The 23,299-nt window shown below is 38.6% G+C and carries 19 protein-coding genes; 14 read left to right on the top strand and 5 right to left on the bottom strand.

Translation table 11 applies throughout. The features are described from left to right. Positions 1 to 228 precede the first annotated feature (228 nt). Positions 229 to 831, top strand: a complete 603-nt coding sequence (locus PN450_RS04780; RefSeq protein ID WP_271835577.1) for a DUF3038 domain-containing protein — start codon at positions 229 to 231, stop codon at positions 829 to 831. 71 nt (positions 832 to 902) lie between these two features. Next, a complete protein-coding gene (locus PN450_RS04775; RefSeq protein WP_271835576.1) occupies positions 903 to 2,444 on the top strand; it encodes a DUF4335 domain-containing protein in 1,542 nt (513 codons plus the stop codon). Between the two features lie 422 nt (positions 2,445 to 2,866). Here PN450_RS04775 and PN450_RS04770 read toward each other — a convergent pair whose 3' ends face one another. Further along, positions 2,867 to 3,529, bottom strand: coding sequence for a glycosyltransferase family 2 protein (locus tag PN450_RS04770; RefSeq protein ID WP_041457867.1), 663 nt, complete (start codon positions 3,527 to 3,529; stop codon positions 2,867 to 2,869). A 109-nt stretch (positions 3,530 to 3,638) separates the two neighbouring features. Between PN450_RS04770 and PN450_RS04765 the strand changes: the two genes are divergently transcribed. Continuing rightward, positions 3,639 to 4,637 (top strand): glycosyltransferase family 2 protein, encoded by a 999-nt coding sequence (locus tag PN450_RS04765; protein WP_015079736.1) that lies wholly within the window; start codon positions 3,639 to 3,641, stop codon positions 4,635 to 4,637. Between the two features lie 91 nt (positions 4,638 to 4,728). On the opposite strand, the gene PN450_RS04760 is transcribed toward PN450_RS04765, so the two are convergent. Continuing rightward, positions 4,729 to 5,646 (bottom strand): S66 peptidase family protein, encoded by a 918-nt coding sequence (locus tag PN450_RS04760; protein ID WP_271835575.1) that lies wholly within the window; start codon positions 5,644 to 5,646, stop codon positions 4,729 to 4,731. Further along, positions 5,639 to 6,661, bottom strand: a complete 1,023-nt coding sequence (locus PN450_RS04755; protein ID WP_148765158.1) for a DMT family transporter — start codon at positions 6,659 to 6,661, stop codon at positions 5,639 to 5,641. Before PN450_RS04755 ends, PN450_RS04760 begins: the two co-directional genes overlap by 8 nt. Before the next feature lie 178 nt (positions 6,662 to 6,839). On the opposite strand from PN450_RS04755, the gene PN450_RS04750 reads away from it, so the two are divergent. Next, on the top strand, positions 6,840 to 7,319 hold the full coding sequence (locus PN450_RS04750; RefSeq protein WP_271835574.1) for a molybdenum cofactor biosynthesis protein MoaE: 480 nt from the start codon (positions 6,840 to 6,842) through the stop codon (positions 7,317 to 7,319). A gap of 303 nt (positions 7,320 to 7,622) precedes the next feature. Here the strand turns inward: PN450_RS04750 and PN450_RS04745 are convergent, their stop codons facing one another. Then, entirely contained in the window at positions 7,623 to 7,937 is a 315-nt protein-coding gene (locus PN450_RS04745; RefSeq protein WP_015079740.1) for a YkvA family protein, read from the bottom strand. Between the two features lie 188 nt (positions 7,938 to 8,125). Between PN450_RS04745 and PN450_RS04740 the strand changes: the two genes are divergently transcribed. The 8 genes from PN450_RS04740 to PN450_RS04705 all read left to right on the top strand — a co-directional run bounded on the left by PN450_RS04740 (position 8,126) and on the right by PN450_RS04705 (position 18,099). Beyond that, a complete protein-coding gene (locus PN450_RS04740) occupies positions 8,126 to 8,965 on the top strand; it encodes a MotA/TolQ/ExbB proton channel family protein (protein WP_148765161.1) in 840 nt (279 codons plus the stop codon). Next, positions 8,955 to 9,587 (top strand): ExbD/TolR family protein, encoded by a 633-nt coding sequence (locus tag PN450_RS04735; protein WP_015079742.1) that lies wholly within the window; start codon positions 8,955 to 8,957, stop codon positions 9,585 to 9,587. Before PN450_RS04740 ends, PN450_RS04735 begins: the two co-directional genes overlap by 11 nt. Positions 9,588 to 9,700: 113 nt before the next feature. Further along, complete coding sequence (locus PN450_RS04730) at positions 9,701 to 10,693, top strand: zinc-dependent alcohol dehydrogenase family protein (protein ID WP_015079743.1); 993 nt, start codon at positions 9,701 to 9,703, stop codon at positions 10,691 to 10,693. Between the two features lie 16 nt (positions 10,694 to 10,709). Beyond that, positions 10,710 to 12,998: a pentapeptide repeat-containing protein gene (locus PN450_RS04725; RefSeq protein ID WP_271835573.1), complete on the top strand. Its 2,289-nt coding sequence runs from the start codon at positions 10,710 to 10,712 to the stop codon at positions 12,996 to 12,998. A 118-nt stretch (positions 12,999 to 13,116) separates the two neighbouring features. Then, a complete protein-coding gene (locus tag PN450_RS04720) occupies positions 13,117 to 13,989 on the top strand; it encodes an S-methyl-5'-thioadenosine phosphorylase (protein WP_271835572.1) in 873 nt (290 codons plus the stop codon). Between the two features lie 391 nt (positions 13,990 to 14,380). After that, entirely contained in the window at positions 14,381 to 14,752 is a 372-nt protein-coding gene (locus tag PN450_RS04715; RefSeq protein WP_213712078.1) for a response regulator transcription factor, read from the top strand. 7 nt (positions 14,753 to 14,759) lie between these two features. Further along, the gene (locus tag PN450_RS04710; RefSeq protein WP_271835571.1) at positions 14,760 to 15,293 is read left to right on the top strand and encodes a chemotaxis protein CheW; all 534 of its coding nucleotides are present in this window, start codon (positions 14,760 to 14,762) and stop codon (positions 15,291 to 15,293) included. A gap of 16 nt (positions 15,294 to 15,309) precedes the next feature. Beyond that, complete coding sequence (locus PN450_RS04705) at positions 15,310 to 18,099, top strand: methyl-accepting chemotaxis protein (RefSeq protein ID WP_271835570.1); 2,790 nt, start codon at positions 15,310 to 15,312, stop codon at positions 18,097 to 18,099. Here PN450_RS04705 and PN450_RS04700 read toward each other — a convergent pair. Further along, complete coding sequence (locus PN450_RS04700) at positions 18,083 to 18,226, bottom strand: alpha/beta hydrolase (protein WP_271835569.1); 144 nt, start codon at positions 18,224 to 18,226, stop codon at positions 18,083 to 18,085. The two genes, PN450_RS04705 and PN450_RS04700, sit on opposite strands and share 17 nt — an antisense overlap. A gap of 37 nt (positions 18,227 to 18,263) precedes the next feature. On the opposite strand from PN450_RS04700, the gene PN450_RS04695 reads away from it, so the two are divergent. Together PN450_RS04695 and PN450_RS23945 are read left to right on the top strand one after the other, a co-directional pair. Beyond that, entirely contained in the window at positions 18,264 to 22,643 is a 4,380-nt protein-coding gene (locus PN450_RS04695) for a chemotaxis protein CheA (RefSeq protein WP_334311479.1), read from the top strand. A 9-nt stretch (positions 22,644 to 22,652) separates the two neighbouring features. After that, on the top strand, positions 22,653 to 22,985 hold the full coding sequence (locus PN450_RS23945; protein WP_334311480.1) for a response regulator: 333 nt from the start codon (positions 22,653 to 22,655) through the stop codon (positions 22,983 to 22,985). Positions 22,986 to 23,299: the final 314 nt, after the last annotated feature.

Below are 23,299 nucleotides of genomic sequence, written 5' to 3'. Positions count from 1 at the left end.
ACTGACAACTGTACGGGCGAAGCATTTGGAGAACTATTTTTGGCAATGACCGATAATTTATCTTCCAAATGCTTCGCCCCTACTAACAACTGACAACTGTACGGGCGAAGCATTTGGAGAACTATTTTTGGCAATGACCGATAATTTATCTTCCAAATGCTTCGCCCCTACTAACAAATCTTGTTTCCAAATAGGTAACAACACCAGCGTCTTTCAGCCTAATCATCTATGCTAAAAGTTATGCACTTAACCGCTAATTCCACTATACCAAAATCAGCTTGGGAGGATTTAAGTCAACTCCCAGCCTCGAATGCAATTCAATGGGAAAATATCAAAACTCAGTTAGATCTAGTGCTATTAGCCCTAGAAACCTTAACTGGCATTGGTTCAGAGGCAATGTTATCAGCCGCAGTTAGTCTGGATTTAGAATCAAAAGTACCAGATCGGGTAGCCCTATGGCGATTGCGGCAATCGAATCCCCTTCGCAAAAGTCAAGGAGGACGAAAAAAATTAGATGTAGAAGAAGCGCGATCGCTAGTTTTAATTATCTGTTATCTCGCCAAGCAGCACCAGGAATTAATTCGCCGGGCTGTCGGTTTATTAGAGCAGATGACAGCAAATAAGCAACAACCTCACCAAACTGCGTTATTGGGAGATTATATAGATAGTTTTTGTAATACTTACCAAGAACGCATGGAAGAGGAAGAAGCCACTCCTGGGGATATACTTACCCACCTAGCCCTAAAACTGTTAATAAATTTACTCTTTTATAGTGCCGGCGGTGGACACCGTCGTTTGTGGTTAGCACTCATAGACCTTTCCACAAAATAATTTGTGATTTGCGATTTTCACTCCCAATCTAAAATCCAAAATTCCCTATTTTTTTCGTTGAAATTGTTGTTATGTCTCTATCAAATCCTGTCATTCGTCGCTATACCCCCCCCACTTGCACACTAGAAATCTGGGCGGAAAACTCCCCTTTGTCCCGGTGGACAGACAAAACTATTATTAATGATCATAGTTTTCGTCTGCAATTTGATGATCCACAACTACCAGAAGCACAGAAAATTATTATCCAGGGTGATCACCAGCAGCTAGAAGTTTTATGTAATATTGTTACTACTTACGTTCAAAAGCTGCTGCAACAATCTGCCGAAGATTTTAGTATCACTTTAGCAGGTAATGATTATCCCCATACAGGATCAGAAGCAGCTCCAGAATCGCCCGATATTCCCCCGTCTGCCTTTCCTACCCAAAATTTACGATCCTTTAACACTCAAATTCCCCAAACAAAAGTTTATTTAGAATCTAGTAGTAATTTAACTCACAAACTCTTTTTTGGTGATCTTGCTAACCAGACATCTGGACAGGTAATTAAACTGAGTTTACTACAACTATTTGATTTAGCAACAGCTTTAGATGAATACACATCTGATATGATTGTTTTACCAACTACTAGTAGTCAAACTGTCAGGCAGAATCTACCTAAGTGGGCCCCTATAGCCGCAGTTTTGGTATTAGCAGCCGGTTTAACACCATTTACCTGGCAATATGCCAAGAATATTCAGAAAAATCGGCAGAGAATAGCTAAAAATAGTCCTGAGTCCGTCAAACCAGTGGCGATAGAACCTTCTGTACAAGACACTACACCAACGCCGCCACTCCCTTTAATCACGCCTCAACCCCAACTGATACCACCACTTACTAACTTTAGTACGCCCTTACCGCCGCTTTCCGTTCCTAATACAACTATCCCTGGGACACCAACCACAACATCTCAGCCGGCATTAACCAAACCATCCAATACTTCTTCCTATCCTATTCCTCGACAAATTCTTGATAGCCCGAAAGTAGCAAAAGCCATACCAAATTCTTCAAGTATTCTGGCTAAAAAAGGCATGAATACCCCTAAATCTCAGAATTTGCCATCTAATATTTCCCCACCATCTCAGTCTGTTGCCACTATCCCCAACAATAGTTTTAGTAATCTTCCTAACATAATTCCCACTCCTTTTGCTCCGGAATTACCGCAGGATACTGTAGGTATCGCTACGCCAGATCAGCCATCTCCAGCGGAAAATAAAGAGAATTTAATTAGGAAATTAAGAACTGCAACTAAAACTACGTCAGGTACACAAGTTACTAATAATAAGACTTTATTTGATACACCTCAAGTAGCAGAAGCGAGAGAATACCTCAACAAACGTTGGCAACCACCAACTGGTCTCTCTCAAGCCTTAGAATATAGTTTAACATTGGGTATTGATGGTACAATTGAAAAGATTTTGCCCTTAAATAAAGTTGCCAGAGAATACATTGATAGTAGTGGCATTCCCCAAATTGGGAAACCTTTTGTTTCTACTAATAAATCTGGGCAAAACTTGAGAATACGAGTTATTCTCAATCCTGATAGTAAAGTGCAAACATTTCCAGAAACACCATAGGAATTAAAAATTAGAAAAAAAGGAAACAGGGAACAGGGAACAGATAAGAAACAAAAGTTTCTGAGTTCAGAGCTTCAGTCAAAAAAAAGATGTTTTTAAAAGATGCGTAGCCCGAAAAAGAACAGTATCATTATTTCAATCTCATGTTTTTAAACATGAGTTTTTTCTGTTCCCTGTTGCTTCGGAGTTCCCTCTGAACTAATAATTTTGCTTCGATTGCTCTTTTCTAAATTATAAGTAGGTGAACGGAAAAAAACCGTAGACGCGGAGCGGCTTCTCGAAGAGTAATATGTAATGAAAAGTAAAATCGCCCAAACCCTCTTCACTCTTGCCTCTGGTTACTGAGCGAAGTCGAAGTATTGCCTCAAGCCTAGTGCCATAACGACGATTTTCAATGCTAACCTACTTAAAATCTAAATAGGTTAATTAGAAGAGGACATTTTATCTAGGAAAATCTTAGTGGTACTATCTTCTACTCTCGTATAAATATAAGTTTCCGGCTCTTTGATTTTGTGAGTTTTGAAGATTTTTTCGGCACGCTCCCATAAATCTGCATCCTCGCCATAGGGAATATTATTAAATCCCTTTAATTCAAAAAACATCGGTCTTTTTCCAAAAAATGTAGCACCGACAACGCATTCTCTAATATTAATTGTTTGATCAGGTTGAAAATAATCAGGAACAGAAAATTCCTCCTCAATTTCACATCCACCTTCAATCAAATCAATCTCTGGATTAGCCTGCATAAATTCCAGCCGCGACTCTAGATGATGGGGTTTATAGGTATCGTCACTGTCAATAAACGTGATATAGTTACCAAAAGATGCTTGAATACCCGCATTTCTGGCGTAAGCAGCTTTCCGATTTTGATGTTTAAGATAACGGATATTATTAAATTTTTGTAAGTAACTATTGACAATTTCAAAAGTATGATCTTGGCTACCATCATCCACTACAATTAATTCAAAATCCTGAAAAGTTTGCTGAAGGACGCTATTTATGCAGTCGTTTAAGTATTTTGCTCGATTGTAGGTACATAAAATAATCGAGATTGTCGGCTTAGGGTCAAAATTTATACTAGGCATTTTTTTGAGGTTGAACAAAAGTTCCCTGAAATTAGGTATAACTCGCATATTATACGTTATTTATGGATTACTATAAAAATCACCCATTTGTTCAAAATCATTAAATATTATGAATCAAAATCAGCTTATTCAACAAGAGTTAAATCCTCAAATTACAGTTGTTATGCCAGTGTATAATGGCGAAAAATATCTTGATACAGCAATCAAGAGTATTTTAAATCAAACGTTTACGAATTTTGAATTTGTCATTGTAGATGATGCTTCAACAGATAGCAGCGCAAGAATCATTAATTCCTATAAAGACAAACGCATCAAATTAATTCAAAACAATGTTAATTTGGGGATACCCACAACTAGAAATAAATGTTTGCAAGAATCATCAGGTGAATACATTGCTGTTTTAGATTGTGATGACTATGCATATCCATCAAGATTAGCAGAACAATTTGAGTTTATGGAAAATAACCCAGACTTTGGTATGGTTGGGTCTTGGGTTGAATTAATGGATGATCATGATAATTTGACGGGTGAAGTATGGAATGAGGAAGAACCCGATCAAAAAATTCCTTGTAGGCTGTTATTCCATAACTATTTTGCTCATTCAGCGGTTTTGATGAGAAGAAGTGCAATCAACGCAGTTGAGATAAATGGAGAGGTTTATAGAAAAGATTATCCAAATGCTCAAGACTATGATCTATGGGTAAGAATATCAAAAAAATTCAAAGTTTGGAATCTTCCCAAAGTTTTAATTAAATATCGTGTACATTCTCATTGTATAAGTCTAAAAGCCGCAAATTTAGTTGAAAAATTGACCTGTAAAATAGTTACTGATCAAATCAATGATTTAGGTATTCAACCCACGGATAAAGAATTAGCATTACATAGACAAATAGGATCTTATAATCCCCAGGAAATTGATACATCTATAGAGTACATGAAAGAAGTAGCAAATTGGTTGACAATACTCAGAAACGCTAATAATAACACAGGTTTATACAATCATCATGATTTTAATCAAGTTCTAGCAGATTTACAGTTATTTATATTTTGTCATTGTCTTAAACAACAAGAAATGGAACTACACAGATTAGAATTGATTATCTCATAGCAATACCTTGTCCAAATTGGAAAAAGCCTTGATTTGTAGGTTGGGTTAAGCGACAGCGCGACCCAACACCCCATCACAAAGAGGCCTATGTCTATGGGCAAAAATGCAATATTCCTTGTTCAGCATCTAATATTGCTTTTACCCCCACAGGTAAAGCAGCATTGGGGCTATCATGACCAAAGGGGAGATTAGAAACTATGGGAATACCCAAATCACCCAAACAATCGCGCAAAACTTCCTCTACAGTAAAACTAGGTATATTAGGTGGGGCTTCACACTTAGTAAACCCTCCCAAAGCAATACCACGAACTTTAGATAAAGCCCCGCTCAAACGCCACTGTGTCAACATCCTATCAATGCGATAAGGTGTTTCTGTCACATCTTCCCAGGCTAATATTACACCATCGAGGTCGGGTAAAATCGGTGTTCCTAAAAGATGGGTTGCTACTGTCAGATTACCAGGAAGCAAGATTCCTGTTACTGTACCACCACCCCAACCACAACCTTTTAAAGGTGCGAGGGGACGACCTTCTACTATGTCCAATAACCGCTTGATTGACCATTCTGACTCATTGGCTAGGGTAGTCATGACGGGACCATGTACACTGGCAATTCCGGCGTTGTAGAGACTCCAAAGTAGGGCTGTAATGTCAGAAAAGCCGATTAACCATTTAGGGGTAATGGTATTTTCTTGCCAAGTCCAATCTTCTAAAATCCGGCTACTACCAAAACCACCTCTCGCGCAGAGAATACCCTTGCATTCTGGATCTTGCCATGCTGTGGCTAATTGTTGACGACGGTGGGCATCTGTACCAGCTAGATAACCATGTCTATTATCTATGTTATCGCTAATTTTAATCCGATAGCCGTGCGACTTCCAAATTTCCACACCTTGATTAAAAGCTTCAACTTCTCGCAATGCACCACTGGGGGCAATGACGCGCAGTAAATCACCGGGTTTGAGGGGTGGGGGTTTGAGGGTAGATTTGAGATTTTGAATGTTAGACATCAAGAGAATTACTGGCGGTTGTTAAATTTTGGGTAGATGTGGTATTTGTATCGGTGACAGTAAGTTTCTGATTTCCGCCGATATTTTCCCGTTGGTTAATTAAATAAATACTGATTAAGGTCAGAAAAACCCCAAACCATTGAATAGTAGTCAGGACTTCATTGAGAAAAATATAACCAAATATTAAAGCAAAAACGGGTGTGAGAAAAGTCAGAGAACTTAAACTGGTGAGATTGCCACTAGAGGCAAAGTGGAAAAATAATCCGTAAGCGATCGCACTGCCAAATACAGTAGCATAACTTAATGCCAACCAATCTAATAGTACAAGATTTTCCCACTGTTGAGATTCTAATACTGAAGAAATTCCCCACAAAGGCAAGCCACCGATAATCATGTGCCATCCTGTAGCTGTTACTGGATCTACATATCGGCACACAAACCGAATCATCACCGTTCCCACAGCCATTGATAAAGCAGCGAGTAACATTAATAACTCACCGCGATTAAATAACTCTTGCCAATTATCTATGGAAATGGTGATTCCTGAGTCAAAAAGATGAAAAATCCACTCTTGGGGTAAACCAATCAAACTAATTCCTGTGATTCCCAAACCTAACCCTAACCATCCCCATAATCCAATATGTTCTTGAAATAACCACAGGGAAAGTAAGGCTACTGCTAGGGGTTGGGAGTCTATCATTACCGAACCTAAACCAGCATTGGTTCTGACTAAACCTTCAGCTAAAAAGCCTTGAAATAAAGTGCCATCAACTAAAGCAAATATAATAATCCACAACCACCCTAACCAACTTTGAGGTTGAGGTTTACCCATAAATGCAGCCACCATGAGAATTAACACCCCCGCAGGTATTAATCTGACTCCAGCCATAAATAGGGGTGTGGTGTGAGGAATTACGCCTTTCATGGCCACCATTGCTGTACCCCAAAGGAAAAAAGGAGCAATTAATAGTAGATACGCGAGGGGATTTTTAGATCCACTGAGTTGCACTTGCATGAGATGATTGTGGTTTTTATGAATAGATGAAAAAATTAGTTTAACTGATTTTACGGTTTTTAAAGTCTTGGTGAGTGGAAATAAGATTTTAATAAGTATTAACCGCAGATGAACGCAGATGAACGCAGATAAAGATGGATGAATTAAGGGATTTTAGGATGCTGTTAGGAGAATGTAAATGATGACAACTAAACCCAGGGTTGAAGATAGTTTTGGGATGACATTAGCACCATTGTCTGTGGAAGAAATCTACAGTCAGGCAGATAATCCTGCTAATGGTGCGGTGGTAGTAATGAGTGGTATGGTTCGTAATCAAACTGATGGTAAGTCTGTGGTAGCTTTGGAATATCAAGCTTATGAACCAATGGCTTTGCAGGTATTTTATCAAATTGCTGATGATATTCGGCATCAATGGCCTGAGGTGAGTCGAGTGGTGATATATCATCGCATTGGTAGATTGTCTGTTGGGGAAATTAGTGTGGTTGTGGCTATCGGTTGTCCTCATCGTGGTGAGGCTTTTGCCGCTTGTGAGTATGCTATTAATACATTAAAACACAATGCGCCGATTTGGAAAAAGGAACACTATAGCTTGCTGGGTGAAGATGGTTCTCCAATAGCAGAGTCTAGTTGGGTATCTATTAAAGATTGTAAACACTGAGAAACCAAGAAAAATACATTGGTTATTGATTTTAATATAGGTTGGGTTGTTCGCGTCAACGTTGCGAAGCAATGGAACTAAACCCCATATTAACCGTAAGATACCAATAAATGGTGTTGGGTTTCCTTGGGTCAACCCAACCTACTTACTAGGTGAACACAATAAAACTAAACTGTGTAAAGAAATGTAAAATCGCTGAAAACTTCTTTACTCTTGCCTCTTGCCTCTGGTTACTGAGCGAAGTCGAAGTATTGCCTCTTGCCTAGTGCTATGACGACAATTTTCAACGCCAACCTACTAATACTACTTAACAGGGATAGAATCAACATCCACAGTTTCACCAGCCGCAGGGGCATGATTAGCCGGATTGCTGGTACTATTTTCTACAGTTCCTTTTTTGGCCTTCCAACCATCAAGAACTAAGGAAGAAACTTCGGAAACGAATAAACTTAACAATAAAACATCATCAATTTGGCCAATAATAGGAATAAAATCTGGAGAAATATCTAAAGGACTAATTAAATAGGCTACCGTGCCGATAATTATCCACCAACGGTATTTAGGATTGCGTAGAGTGTTCCGATACCATGTGTACAGGGATTGAATTGAGAAGTTCATGTTCTTAACCTCCAGTGATTTTTTTATTTTGGCAAATAATCCTCTAAACTCCCGGTGGGAATAACCGTCATATTGTGTATAGAAGATGTTACTCCTGAGTAATTAGTTAGAAAAGTTTGTGAGTAATGCAAAACTCTCTAAAATGAAAATGCTTTGACTACTAGGAATGGAGAGAGGAAACCCACACAGTGGATATTTTAGATTTATTTAAGAAAGGCGGGCCCTCCATGTGGCCTTTGCTAGTTTTATCAGTCCTATCACTAAGTGTGATTTTTGAACGGCTGTGGTTCTGGTTACGGATTCTTGCTCAGGAAAAAGAAATAGTCAATCGGGTTCTGGATGCTGCTGGTGAGGATTGGGGCATCGCTGAAGCAATAGCTGAACAAGCCAAAAATCAGCCCATTGGCAGATTTTTATACGCACCTTTAAGCTTACAAAAAAGTGATCCAGAAACCTTTAGATTAGCCCTAGAATCCACCGCAGCGGACGAAATAGCCGGAATGCGCCGGGGTGAAAAACTTTTAGAAGCGGTGATTGCCCTTTCGCCACTGTTAGGATTATTGGGTACAGTTCTGGGTTTGATTCGTTCTTTAGGTGCAATTCGCATTGGTGATTTGGGAACTGAATCTACAGCCGGTGTCACCACGGGGATTGGGGAATCGTTAATTAGTACAGCAGCGGGATTAATAGTAGCGATCGCCAGCTTAGTATTTTACCGCCTATTTCAAAGTTTTGTTGTTAACCAAGTTAAAATTTTCAACAAAGCTGGTAATGAAATGGAACTGCTTTACCGTCAATATCCTCCCGAACCTAAAACAATTAACACAGAAAGATTCTCAAAACGCACCTCTAAAAATTTCGATTCATCTTCTCAGTTAGAATCAAAAACATTTATCCAAGAACCGGAAAATGAGCCAGATGATACAGATAATTACAGTTTAAACCTTGGAAATTCAGCAAATTTACCAGATGACAAGGTTGATAATGCCAATTTGAAATCTGGAGAAAAACAAGAAGATGAAAGTTAAGCTAGATACTCCGACTGAAGACGTTCAGATTCAAATTATCCCCTTAATTGATGTTGTTTTTTGTATTCTGACATTCTTTCTCTTAGCAGCTTTACAATTTACTCGTCAACAAGCAATTAATGTTGACTTACCCAAAGCTAGTACAGGCGAAAATTCTGCGGCTAATTCCCAAATTAAAAGCAAAATATTACCTGTAACAATTGATGCTATTGGATTGACTTACATCGAAAAAGAACCTGTGAAACAGGAAGAATTAGAAGCACGTTTAAAACAATATATCCAAGCCAATCCAGATGGAATTTTAGTATTGAATGCGTCGCGGACAGCTACTTATAACGACGTGATTCAAACATTGGATTTGCTGAGAAAAGTAGGAGGAAATCGTGTATCTTTGGGAATTATCCCCGGTTCATCTCAACCACTGACAAATTCACCCAATTTCCCAACTCCTCCCATAAATAATAATCCCACCATCCCAGGAATTAACTCACCTGACAATTTGAGGTCTTTACCACCGGTTAACCCAAATCCCCTTCCCACAGCCGGGAACGGAATTAATCCCGGTACTTTACCTCAAGCGCCTGTAACACCAGGAACTAATAATTCTTCTCCTCAAAATTAAAACCATTTTGTGAGAAATTTTGGATATTTCTTCCCCATATTTTCCTCAATAATTAGGAATTTATGGGGATATTTTTAGGTAAATTTAAATAAGTGCATTTAGGAGAAAAAACCATGAAAGCGATATTAATGACAGCAGCGGGTAAACCGGAAGTTTTAGAATTACAAGAAGTTCCCCAACCCATACCCACAAATAAAGAAATTTTAGTGAGAATTTTAGCGGCTGGTGTTAATCCCATTGACACAAAATTACGTCAACGGGGGACATTTTACCCTGAACAAATGCCAGCTATTTTAGGATGTGATGGTGCAGGTATAGTGGAAGCTGTGGGTAATGATGTCCAAAAATTTGGCGTTGGTGACGAAGTATATTTTTGTTATGGTGGTTTGGGTGCAAAATCTGGAAATTATGCAGAATATACCATTGTTGATGAAAGATTTGTAGCCTTTAAACCCAAATCGGTTTCTTTCACCGCAGCAGCAGCAGCACCTCTGGTTTTAATCACTGCTTGGGAAGCTTTATATGAACGGGGAAGACTTGAACCAGGAGAAAAGGTATTAGTTCATGCTGGTGCGGGTGGTGTTGGTCATGTGGCTATTCAATTGGCTAAACTCAAAGGTACAGAGGTAGCGACTACGGTTAGTTCTCTAGAAAAGGCTAATTTTGTCACTCAACTTGGTGCGGATAAAATCATTTTTTACAAAGAAACTGATTTTGTCGCATCTGTATTAGAGTGGACTAATGGTGAAGGTGTAGATTTAGTTTTTGATACTGTTGGTGGTGATACTTTTGAAAAATCTTTTCCCGCAGTGCGACTTTATGGGGATATTGTGACTATTCTTGAACCGAAAGCTAACACTGTTTGGAAAGTTGCTAGAAATAGAAATCTCCGCATTGGTTTAGAATTAATGTTAACACCGATGTTGTTAGGAAATGTGGAAGCGTTAATACATCATGGAGATATTTTACAAGAATGTGCTAATTGGATAGATGAAGGGAAGTTAAAAATTGAAGTTAGTCAGACGTTCCCTTTAGCGTCAGCAGCAAAAGCACACGCTTTAGTGGAAACTGGTTCTGTGCTGGGTAAGGTTGTTTTGTTAAATTAATCATTAAGTAGGGAATTTGTTGAGATTGTTTTGTCACTTTAGTTATTTACAAAGATGGGATTTTTCTCAACTTTGGCAAATAAAAAACACCGTTAAAAAAATAAACTTATTATCTGCGAAATTAGGAAAAATCATCATATCTAATTCCGCAGTAATATTGTTTATTTGTATATTTGCTATATTTTTATTTCCTATTCCTACTTTTGCAGTCCCAAATGAACCCATAACTTTAACTTGGGAATTATTACAAGAAAGAGTTAAATCCCCAATTTTGCGAGATGGTAGTTTAACTGTAGATTTAAGAAAAATGGTGATTGATTTACGTCCAGAAAATGGTATTTTCCGGGATGATTTTTACCAATTACTCAGAAAAGAATTACAAAAAACTGGTGCGACGGCTTTGGGTTTAGATTTGAGTAATTCTGTAATTGAAGGTGATTTTTATGGGAGTGATTTGGGTTTAAGAACTCCTGTTTATGCTCAAGGTATAGCCCAAATTTTCACACCTATGGAACGGGAACAGTTAGAAAGTTTACGTTCTGTATGTTTGCAATCTTTAACAAGGGCTTTTCCTAATTCTAAAGATTGTAAATCTTTGTTGAATAATCAGTCAAATAATTCTAGTAGTATTTCTGTGTTTCGTGGGGCTTTAATTATGGTAGAAAGTCGTTTTAATGGTGAGGTAAAATTTCCGAATACGTTCTTTCTGCAATCTGTAAATATTCAAGGGGCAAATTTTTTAAAACCTACTAATTGGGAGGAATCAAGATTTAGTAGAACTGTGAGTTTTAATGGGGCTATTTTTCACGCTCTTAGTAGTTTTCAAGGTAGCATTTTCTTTGACAAAGCTAATTTTCAAAATGTCAAATTTCTAGATGCTGCTAATTTTCAAGGTGATGTATTTTGTGATGATGCAAAATTTAATCAAGGAAAATTTCAACAAATAGTTAGGTTTAATAGTAGTTATTGGCAAAAAAATGCTGATTTTTCTAGTGTGATTTTTAATAATCAAGTAAACTTTAATAGAGCTAATTTTCATCAATTTCTATTCATGAAAGATGCTATTTTTAAACAAGGACTAATTTTCCGAGAGTCTGAGTTTAATCAATCTGTGGATTTGCAAAGTGCAAGTATTCTTAATCAAGCTGATTTTAGTGATGTTAAGTTTGCGGAAACAGCATTTTTAAATGTTTCTGATTTGGTGTTTAATTCTAATCAAGCGAAAATTTTAGGTAATGTTGGAGAAATTGGCAAAAAGTTGATTGTCCCCACTTTACGCGGTAATCAAAATATTTTGCGGAATTTAAGTCAAAATTTCCGGTTACAACAGCAGGTTAGTGATGCAAATCAGTTAGAATATACAAAACAACGGTTAAGGTTAATTGAATTAAGTCATCAGTTGATAGCTATTAATATTAATACTGCTGCTGTGAATAGGTTGATAAATTTAGGTTTTTCCGCAACCCAAGCGGCTGAAATTTATCAATATCGTCAAATCAAACATTTTCGGAACATTAGCGAGTTACTAGTTTTAGCAGATGTGAATTTAGAAATATATAATCAGTTAAGTGATAGAATTATTGCCACTGAACCTCTGGTTTTTAGTGGGTGGGTAGTTAGATCTTTAAGTTGGTTGTTATTGAGTTTATTATTGTTGTTAAGTGGTTATGGGACAAACTTTTGGTTAGTATTTGGTGTGGGTGGTGTAGTTATTTCCTGTTTTGGTGTATTATTTTGGTTAGTTGATCGCTATCGTCGTTTGTCTCCTGTAGCAATTGTTCCTAGATATTATGAAACTGTTTGCATATTATTGAGTTTTATTTGTTTAATATCTGGTAGTTTATTAGCAATTTTTCGGAATTCTGGGAATCCTTGGTTAACTCTACTGTGTTTATTTTTCATTATTTTTCCCTTACCTGGAATTTTATTATGGCGACTTTATCAACAAGGACGTTATCATGATTTAATGGATATTTCCTATTTTCGAGAAGATGGAACATTAAGACAATTGAGATTATTAATTGGGAGATTACCAGTTATTCCTAGAAATCCTAGTTTCCGGGAAAGATATATGCCGCTATTATGGGATAAACGTTGGAATTGGCTGAATTATTATGATTTTAGTTTGAATAATTTGGTGAGATTAGGATTTAATGATATCCGTTTACGTGATGAACATTTACCAGGAATTATCTCTACTCTGGCTTGGTATCAGTGGAGTTTAGGGTTACTTTATATTATTCTCGCTGGTTGGACTCTCTCGCGGACAATTCCCGGCTTGAATTTATTGATTTATCTCAAATAGATTGAAAATTTTTCAACTTTTATAAAAACAAGAACTTTATTTTTTACCGAATATTCTTGTACAATATACAGACGGTAAAATTACTTATTAATCCCATTAATCACAAGGTTGATAATTTATGACTGTAGCTAAAATCGGAATCATTGGTGGAAGCGGTCTATACAAAATGGAAGCGCTCAAAGACGTGGAAGAAATAGAAATTTCTACACCTTTTGGTTCACCGTCAGATGCGATTATTCTCGGAACTTTAGAGGAAACACGAGTGGCATTTTTAGCGCGTCATGGTCGTAATCATACGTTGTTACCTTCGGAGTTGCCATTTCGGGCTAATATTTACGCTATGAAGCAATTGGGGGTAGAATACCTGATTTCTGCTAGTGCTGTGGGTTCTTTGAAGGCTGAAGCTAAACCCCTAGATATGGTAATTCCCGATCAATTTATTGACCGAACCAAGAATCGCATTTCTACCTTCTTTGGTGAGGGAATTGTGGCGCATATTGCTTTTGGTGAGCCGATTTGCCAGAATTTGGCGGGGGTTTTAGCTGAAGCGATCGCTTCTTTAAGTTTACCAGATGTCACGTTACATAATGGTGGTACGTACGTATGTATGGAGGGACCGGCTTTTTCTACTCAGGCTGAATCTCATCTCTATCGGAGTTGGGATGCTACAGTCATCGGGATGACAAATTTACCCGAAGCGAAGTTAGCCAGGGAAGCGGAAATCGCCTATGCAACCTTGGCGCTGGTGACGGATTATGATTGCTGGCATCCTGATCATGATAGTGTAACGGTGGAAATGGTGATTGGGAATTTACATAAAAATGCAGCAAATGCACAAAAGGTAATTCAAGAAACTGTGAAGCGGTTGAGTGCAAATCCCCCTGCTAGTGAGGCGCATTCGGCTTTGAAATATGCGATTTTGACGAATTTGGAGAAAGCACCAGCAGCAACTAAGGAGAAGTTGGCTTTGTTGTTGGAGAAGTATTTGTAAGAGAATAGGGGATGAGAACTGACTGATTAAATCGGTCTATTCTCTCGCCCATGATAGACATTCCTGCACTCGTTAATGTTCCACTCCTGAACCAGTGCGACGGCAACTGATTATCTGACTAAACCCTTTACAGTTCAAAAATTGCTAATGCTGATAGAGCAATATCTCAATTTAGATTATTGTTCAGGTGTACAAATAGGATACAAGACTTGCTGATTGGGTGCAAGATGGGCTAAAAGATGTTATCACAAGAATAAAATAGTTGTCTAACCAACTTCCATCTACGGTAAAGTAGTGAAACAATAGACTTAATTTATACAGTTCATCTTTGTCATGAGAGCAAATTATTTTCCTCAAGGGAAAGTCTAAATCAGGAGGTAAATAGACATTTATGAGCACAATTCTAATTGTTGAGGACAGTATCGTCCAAAGAGAGATGATCACAGACCTTCTGAAAGCTAATGGCTTAAAAGTTACTCATGCAAGCGATGGCGCAGAAGCTTTAGAAGCCATTCACAAAGCACCTCCCGATTTGGTGGTTTTGGATATTGTCATGCCCCGCATGAATGGCTATGAACTCTGTCGGCGCTTAAAATCTGATCCTAAAACCCAAAATGTTCCTGTAGTCATGTGTTCTTCTAAAGGTGAAGAATTCGATCGCTATTGGGGGATGAAACAAGGGGCAGATGCCTATATAGCTAAACCCTTTCAACCAATCGAGTTGGTAGGAACAGTCAAACAACTGCTGCGAGGACAAGGATGAAAATAATATGGTTAACAAACCAGATTTTTTAAATGGAAGTGAGCAAGATCAATTCCGTCCCGAATTACAACTAGAAAGTCCCCAAGGTGAGTTGCATTTGCGGTTTTATCTGCCCTCACGTCAGGAATTTGCATTACAAGCTATGGGAATTCGGGAAGTAATTGAACTTAGTCCTGATCGGATTACACCAATTCCTAATACATCTCCCTTACTTTTAGGAACGCTAAATTTACGGGGACGCTTGATTTGGGTGGCTGATTTGGGGCAATTTCTCGGTGAAGCAACCCCATTAAACACGGATTGCTCAGAAATCCCTGTCATTGCCATTGAAGATCAAGATACGATAGTAGGCTTAGGAGTAGAAGAAATTTGTGGGATGGACTGGCTTGATGTACAGTATCTAAAGCCACAAAATAACGTACCAGATGCTATGGCTCCGTTTTTGCGGGGAGAGTGGTTATTTGATACAGAAAAAGAAAAAAAATATTTACGACTACTGGATCAAATAGCAATTTTGCGAAGTGCGCGGTGGGCAGAATGAACTAGGGAGGGAGGATATGAAAGCACGTATAGATAATCAAGAGCTAACTTATGATCGGGCAAGAATAGCTTATGAGCAACAAGACTATGAATTAGCCGCGGTATTAATTGATAAGTTGGTGCAAAATTCACCAACTGACCCTAACTTACATTTGTTAAAGGGACATACATATTATATGTTGCAACAGTACGATGTGGCTAAAGATAGCTACCAAAGCGTATTGTATTTAACAAGCGAAGAAGAAGTTATTGGTCTTGTTAATAACTGTCTTGCAACTATAGATCAGTATATAGAGCCTTTTAGTGATTATGAATCTCCATCTCATGGTCTGGTGACAACTGGAGAATCTTTGGATTTAGGGATGATGGGGAATTTGCATAGCCGCAGTGTGGAAATGAACTCCTTTGCAGAATATGAACCACCCCTAGATCCTATAGAACATAATCCGTTCGCAAGTCATCCAGATAGTATGGAATTTGACAGCAATGCATTAGATGGTGTCATGAGTGATGATCCCTTTGGTGTACCTACCGAATATCTCACTAGTGATCCAATATCAGGTCAATTAGAGTTACCACCTTTTTGGCAAGAAGATATTTCTGGCGGTGATAATCAGGCTGTTATTAATCACAATTTAGCTAATGGAACTTCAGCAATTAGTGATGATTCCAGCAGCTATTCACCTTTTGCAGCAACTACATTATCCCTTGATTATGACTCTGAAAATCAGACTGAGATATTGATGGGGGAAGATATAGACGACTTAATGGATGATAACTTTGGAGACTTAACCCTCAGCCAAAACGATACATATTTAGAGATTAACGAACAGGCAATCAACAACAATCAGGATCAATCAATATCGGCATCATTTACCAACAATTCTGCGCCACCACAACGGCAGTTTAATTTCAACTCTTCATCAGCAAAAAATAACTTTGATGATGATAGTTTTGACTTAGATGCATTTGAAGCTGCTTTTGGGGCAGAGAATGAAGCAGATTTAGGGGCTGAAACCTTTATTTCCACTAAAGATACTAGTAATATCTCCAGTGGAGGCAGTAATAAGAATAATATAGAGTTTTTAAACGACTTTAATGAATTCGATGATCTCGGTGATATACCAGGATTTGATCTCACTGAAGATAGCAGTTTTGGCGATGGGGGAATGCTGTCAGAATCTCTAGATAGTCGGGGAAATTCGCTAAATCAATTTGTTGATGACTCATTCAATGATCAAGAAAGCGATGCTTATCAAGATCGCAGTTATCGTGATCAAGAACTATTCACAATTACTGGCGCTCAAGAAGCAGTTCCTGTTTTTACCCAATCAGAGGTGGCGAAGACAGAACCCAATGTAGCCTTTGACCAAGGCCTATTTGGACCCTTTGAAAACGCCTCCCTAGAGAAAAAACAATGGTGGATAGCCGGAACTGTCGGCTTAGTATCACTAGTGGGTGTAGCTATTGTGAGCGCGGTGGCAATTTCAATTTCACCGGCTCAACAACGGGAATCCGTGAAAAATACGGGTTGGTTAATGGCCTTAGCCGCAGGAGCTACAGGTGCAGCTACCGCTGGGTTTATGAGTAATCTCACTCTCAAACAAATTCGCCGGACTACTAAGGATCTGCAAAGTCAGTTTGATTCTGTCCGTCAAGGCAATATGAATGTGGAAGCAACAGTCTATTCACAAGATGAATTAGGCTATTTAGCCACTGGCTTTAATGATATGGCTAGGGTAATTTTCACAACTACGAATGAAGCCCAACGCAAAGCCATGGAGATGGAAGAAGCTAAAGAAAACCTGCAACGTCAGGTAATTCGCCTTCTGGATGACATAGAAGGAGCAGCCAGAGGAGATTTGACAGTTCAAGCCGAAGTCACAGCCGACGGACTGGGAGCGGTTGCTGATGCCTTTAACCTGACAATTCAAAACCTGCGGGATATTGTTCAACAGGTAAAAGTGGCGGCACGGGATGTGACCAAAGGTTCAACTAATTCAGAAACCTTTGCTAGAGCCTTAGCTGGGGATGCTTTACGACAAGCAGAAGAGTTAGCTGTGACTTTGAATTCTGTACAGGTAATGACATATTCCATCCAGCGGGTAGCAGAAGCAGCCAAGGAAGCGGAAACTGTAGCCCGTGAAGCCAGTAAAATCGCTCAGAAAGGGGGAGAAGCGGTAGGAAATACGGTGGCAGGGATTTTGGAAATTCGGGAAACAGTGGCAGAAACTAGCCGAAAAGTGAAACGATTGGCGGAATCTTCCCAAGAAATTAACTCTATTGTTGCCATAGTTTCACAAATTGCTTCCCGTACCAATTTGTTAGCTCTTAATGCCAGTATTGAAGCGGCAAGAGCGGGAGAAGCAGGTAGAGGATTCGCTATTGTAGCTGATGAGGTGCGACAGTTGGCAGATCGATCTGCTAAGTCCTTAAAAGAAATTGAGCAAATCGTGATGCAAATTCAAAGCGAAACTAGCTCAGTTATGACAGCGATGGAAGAAGGAACACAACAGGTAATTCATCAAACTACATTAGCAGAAGAAGCCAAGCGATCGCTAGACAATATTATCCAAGTAGCCGATCATATTGATATTTTGGTAAGATCAATTACCAGTGATACCGTAGAACAAACGGAAACTTCTCGTGCTGTGGCACAAGTAATGCAATCTGTGGAACTAACGGCACAAGAAACCTCTCAAGAAGCACAGCGGGTTTCTGGAGCATTGCAACATTTAGTGGGAGTATCCCGCGACTTGATTGCCTCTGTGGAACGCTTCCGAGTGGAAACTATTGAATCGAGGTGAAAGGGAATAGGGAACAGGGAATAGGTAATTGGTAATTGGTAATTGGTAATTGGTAATTGGTAATACAGAATCTTACCTCTGGCAACTGACAACCGACAACTGACAACTGACAACTGACAACCGACAACTGACAACTGACAACTAACAACCCTATTTAACTAACTATGCAGCCGGAACAACAACAACGGATTTTAGGTTACTTTCTCGAAGAAGCCAGGGAACACCTAAACACTATTGAACAGGGATTGCTGAATCTCCAAAGTACCCTGGAAGATTCAGAAATGATTAATGAAGTCTTCCGTGCTGCCCACTCTATCAAAGGTAGTGCGACCATGTTGGGTCTAAGTAGTATTCAGCAAACATCCCACCGACTTGAGGATTGCTTCAAGATTCTGAAAGAGCATCCTATTCAAGTAGACCAAAGGTTAGAATCTTTACTACTGGATGTCTGTGATACATTAAAAGCGCTGATAGACAGTCTTGGCAATCCCTTTGGTTTATCAGCAGAAAAAGCTCAAGCTTTGATGCTTAAAACTGAACCAGTCATGCAATGGCTGAATGAGCATATAGAAACACTGTTAAAGCAAGGAAATAATCGAGTAAACAACCTTAATCACAATCATCTCCAACCACCAATATCTGTTATTCCCCAGATCCAGAAATCACCTGTAACAACCAGACAAAATCAGGATTGGACAGAGTTTCAATGGCAGGTATTAGAAATTCTGCGGGAAATGCTGCAACAGTTTAAACAAACTAACTTAGGGCGTTCCCGCGAAAATTTGCAAGAATGCTGTCATCAATTAGTAAAAATTGGTAGAGACTTAAATTTATCAAATTGGTGTAGTTTGTGTGAATCGGCAGCCCTTGCCATATCCAATCCTGATCATAGTTATCTGACTTTAGCCAAAATTATTATTACTGAAATTAAACAGGCTCAAGAATTAGTTCTTCAAAATCAAGATGCAAAAATTGCGATTAGTCAACAGCTAGAAACTCTGTTTCCTCTTCCACAACTGGACTTATTGGAATTTGAGGAAACGGAAGCTGAGGAAACTTTATTTACAGACACAACAGAACTAAATACCACTAACACAACTGGATTTATTAATCAATCGTTGTTTAATCATCATCAGTCAATCTTTACTCACAATCCTCCAGAGATAGGACTTTCTGAGTTAAACAGTCTTGCTGATTTATTTGAAAGTGATACACCTGACTTAGATGATAATTGGCAACAAGAAGAAATATTAGAAGATATCACTAACTATCAACTACTAATTACTAATAGTGAAGTTGAAGGGAATCATCACGATTTAGCTGATGTACTCTTCTTTGAAAATGACGATAAACATGAAACAACTGCCAACAATGGAGATGATTTAACTCTCTTATTTGATGACAATTTATTAGAAACAGACAATATCTCTTTGTCAAATCTGCAATCGGAAACAGTTGATTCTCAACCGATAGAATTTGGTCATCTGTTGGACAATAGTCCAGATTTACAATTCCCATCAGATGATGTTCTCACAGAATTAATCTCAATTTCTAGAAAATCTCGCCAGCTTGATCCTGAAAATGAGGCAACTAACACTAATAAGTTAGAAGAATTATTGACATTCACTGAAGACGATGAATTGTCGGTTATATTTGAAATTGAAATAACTGAAGCAGAAAATATTGCCCTCTCAGAAATAGCCAGTGCCTCTGAAATCAGTTTTGATAATTTGTTATTAGAGGAGAATAAATACGCAAAAGATCAGGCAGATGAAAATGCTAATTCTTCCGCAAAAATTATTCCTACAACCATAAAAACATCAAAAATAAAACCATCAGCACCAGAAAGTTTATCATTAGATAATCTGTTTGTAGAAGTAGCAAAAAATCCACCACCGCCAACAAATGAAATTGATGACTTATTTGGGACATCAGAAATTACAACTAATCTTGCTAATTCAATAGATAATTTAGATAACTTCTGGGATGATCTGGACACAACAGACTCAAAAATTACTACTTCAGTTAATCAAGATATAGCTAAAGAATTAGAGGAAAGTTTATTTAGGGCATCAGTTGAGATTGTTCCCAAAAATCAGCATTCAGCTACAAATAATAGTTTAGATAGAAAAGATTTTGATCTGATTTCCCAAGCACAAGAACAATCTTTTGATTTATTTTTCACATCAGATACTGATAGCCAGACGCAAGAGCCAGATAATTTATTTGGTGATTTTGGAGATGTCACCTATAGCACTGTTCCCATCGTTGAGTTTAACGAATTATTTTGGACAGAAGTTAATGATTTTCCTCAATCTCCAGAAGAACTAAATTCAATCCCAGAATTTACTCATCAACCTCCAAAAATAACGGCAAATCTTCAAATAGTTGAGAATGTTGAAGATGAAAATGATCACAATTTAATCCTGTTTACAGAGGAAATAACAGATTCTTTAAATACTGTTTCTGAAGAATTAATTGCGAACATTGATATTAGTGATTTAACAACATTTATAGAAAGAGAAACAATATTATCTGAATCTGAAGTAGAAGCTAACTTAAATTTCAATGCTAACTTGGCTGATTCCAACTTAGAATTATCTTCACTAGATGAATTTGCGGCAATAGAAGCATTTTTATCCGCATTCTCAGAAGAAAGTCCCCGTCAGGAATCTATTCAAGATGAAGATTTTGCAGCATTAGAAGCATTGCTGAGTGAGAACGAAGATAATGGACTAAAGATTAGTTCACAGCCACCAATAATTATTCAACCTACTGTAGTTAAGTCTCAAAATACTTTTTTGACCCTTCGACAAGTTCAGGACAACGTCTTGGGACTAGAAGATGAATTTAGTGAATTAGAAAACTTGTTAGAACAGGCTGATCAAAAAATATCTAACTCATCAGCAACATCAAGAAAAACTTCTACAGGTAAAATCCCCCGTCCCATGACTCGACGGACGATAAAAGAAGAAAGCATGAAAATTCCAGTTAAACAACTGGATGATATGAGTAACTTGGTTGGGGAGTTGGTGGTAAATCGCAACACATTAGAGCAGGATCATGAACGTCTGCGACAGGCACTAGATAGCCTATTGCTTCAGGTGCAGCACCTCTCCGATGTGGGAATGAGGATGCAGGAATACTACGAGCGATCGCTCTTAGAATCCTCTCTTCTCTCCACTCGCCGCTCTAGAGAATATGATAATTCATCTGACAATTCCCATAATCGTGGGTTCAGCGACATCGAAATGGATCGATTTACGCCTTTTCATATCCTGGCGCAAGAAATGATTGAGTTCATCGTGGGAGTCCGGGAGTCAGCCAGTGATATTGACTTTATTACCGAAGAAACAGAACAGGTAGCGCAACAGTTACGCCAAGCAACTAACCAGCTACAAGCAGGACTAACAAAAGCCCGAATGGTGCCATTTGCCCAAGCTGTTGATCGCTTACGGCGAGGAGTGCGGGATAATGCCATTAGATATGGCAAACAGGTAGAGTTAGTCACAGAAGGTGTTGATACCCTGGTTGACAAGATGATTTTAGATCATCTGACAGATCCTTTGACTCACATGGTCAATAATGCGATCGCCCACGGCATTGAAACCCCAGAAATCCGGCAAGCAGCGGGTAAATCACCCACAGGTATCATTAATATTCGCGCCTTACAACAAGGAAACCAAACCATTATTTCTGTCAGTGACGATGGCGCTGGTATTGATCATCAAAAAGTTAAAAACAAGGCAGTTAAAAAAGGTATCCTGACCCCTGAACAGGCACAAACCATGTCTCGGATAGATGCCTATGAACTTTTATTCCTCCCTAGCTTCAGTACCGCCGATGAAGTAGACGATATCAAAGGCAGAGGTATGGGCATGAATGTCGTCCAAAACAATATCAGCGAAATTCGTGGGACAGTTGGGACTGACTCCACACTAGGTAAAGGAACTAGCTTTACAATTCGTCTGCCACTGACTCTGAGTATTTGTAAAGCCCTATTCTGCATCTGTGATCGCACCAGAATCGCTTTTCCCATGGATGGTGTAGAGGATACTCTAAGTATCGCAGCCAAAAACATTCAGCAAGATGATGATGGACAATCATTTATTGTTTGGAGAGATATTAACCTCCCCTTCCAACCTTTAAAAGACATCTTAGTTTTTAATCGTCAGCTTACCCGTGAGAACGTCTATGGGACTAAAAAAGATGATGATCTGATTTCTGTAATCATTGTCCGCTCGGGGAATACAATGATTGCTTTACAAATTGATCAAATTCTGAGTGAACAGGAAATTGTAATTAAGAAATTTGAAGGTCCAGCACCTAAACCCAGTGGTATAGCTGGTGCTACAGTTCTCGGCGATGGTATGATTATGCCTATCGCTGACGTATTGGAAATTATTGATATCTTCCAAGGTAAGATGTCTAAACATATCGGTGGCAATTGGCAGCACTCAGATTTATCCTCAATAGACCTCCCACTCGCTGATAAGGTAGAAATAACAGTATTAATTGTTGACGACTCGATCACAGTTAGATAACTTTTATCTCTGACCTTTACAAAAGCTGGTTATCGTGTAGAACAAGCCCGTGATGGACAAGAAGCCTGGGATAAACTTCGTTCCGGTTTACCTTGCGATATCGTTTTCTGTGACATCGAAATGCCTCGTTGTGATGGACTAGAATTTCTCTCACGGATTCAAAAAGATAGTTCTTTTGACCAGCTACCTATTGCTATGCTTACCTCTCGTGGTGCTGATAAACATAGACAAATGGCGCTACAACTTGGGGCTAGTGGCTACTTTACTAAACCCTATTTAGAAGAAGCACTTTTAGAAGCAGCTTCGCGGATGCTCAAAGGAGAAAAACTCGTAATTGCTTAACCCTTTTTCCTGGATTTCTCGCCAGAGGGATTTCTTGGTTTATACATTAAAACGGTATTTTGTCAATAAGATTTAGATGCGTTTCCCCTGCATATATAGCGGGCAAGATGCCCGCACTACATAAGTTTTCTGTTCCCTCTGACTGAATAGCAACTTCAAAAATTCACAATAATTTCACCAAATAGAACGAAAGGCACGGAAGCCACTTGGCAATAGATGCGTGGAGGAAGTGCCAACGGCGAATTTATTCGCGGTGACATGATAGAATTAATTAGCAAGTAGGAATAACCATCAGCGCAAAGAAGTGTTTTATT

This window comes from Dolichospermum lemmermannii CS-548, from assembly GCF_028330815.1.
Classification (GTDB): domain Bacteria; phylum Cyanobacteriota; class Cyanobacteriia; order Cyanobacteriales; family Nostocaceae; genus Dolichospermum; species Dolichospermum lemmermannii.
The sequence above is the reverse complement of the archived record's forward strand: the minus strand, read 5'-3'. Positions and strand labels throughout refer to the sequence as shown.

Excerpts from the sequence above, each read along its gene's own strand:
- PN450_RS04780 (WP_271835577.1), top strand. The coding sequence starts at position 229 with ATGCTAAAAGTTATGCACTTAACCGCTAATTCCACTATACCAAAATCA.
- PN450_RS04775 (WP_271835576.1), top strand. The coding sequence starts at position 903 with ATGTCTCTATCAAATCCTGTCATTCGTCGCTATACCCCCCCCACTTGC.
- PN450_RS04770 (WP_041457867.1), bottom strand. The coding sequence starts at position 3,529 with ATGCCTAGTATAAATTTTGACCCTAAGCCGACAATCTCGATTATTTTA.
- PN450_RS04765 (WP_015079736.1), top strand. The coding sequence starts at position 3,639 with ATGAATCAAAATCAGCTTATTCAACAAGAGTTAAATCCTCAAATTACA.
- PN450_RS04760 (WP_271835575.1), bottom strand. The coding sequence starts at position 5,646 with ATGTCTAACATTCAAAATCTCAAATCTACCCTCAAACCCCCACCCCTC.
- PN450_RS04755 (WP_148765158.1), bottom strand. The coding sequence starts at position 6,661 with ATGCAAGTGCAACTCAGTGGATCTAAAAATCCCCTCGCGTATCTACTA.
- PN450_RS04750 (WP_271835574.1), top strand. The coding sequence starts at position 6,840 with ATGATGACAACTAAACCCAGGGTTGAAGATAGTTTTGGGATGACATTA.
- PN450_RS04745 (WP_015079740.1), bottom strand. The coding sequence starts at position 7,937 with ATGAACTTCTCAATTCAATCCCTGTACACATGGTATCGGAACACTCTA.
- PN450_RS04735 (WP_015079742.1), top strand. The coding sequence starts at position 8,955 with ATGAAAGTTAAGCTAGATACTCCGACTGAAGACGTTCAGATTCAAATT.
- PN450_RS04730 (WP_015079743.1), top strand. The coding sequence starts at position 9,701 with ATGAAAGCGATATTAATGACAGCAGCGGGTAAACCGGAAGTTTTAGAA.
- PN450_RS04720 (WP_271835572.1), top strand. The coding sequence starts at position 13,117 with ATGACTGTAGCTAAAATCGGAATCATTGGTGGAAGCGGTCTATACAAA.
- PN450_RS04715 (WP_213712078.1), top strand. The coding sequence starts at position 14,381 with ATGAGCACAATTCTAATTGTTGAGGACAGTATCGTCCAAAGAGAGATG.
- PN450_RS04710 (WP_271835571.1), top strand. The coding sequence starts at position 14,760 with ATGGTTAACAAACCAGATTTTTTAAATGGAAGTGAGCAAGATCAATTC.
- PN450_RS04705 (WP_271835570.1), top strand. The coding sequence starts at position 15,310 with ATGAAAGCACGTATAGATAATCAAGAGCTAACTTATGATCGGGCAAGA.
- PN450_RS04695 (WP_334311479.1), top strand. The coding sequence starts at position 18,264 with ATGCAGCCGGAACAACAACAACGGATTTTAGGTTACTTTCTCGAAGAA.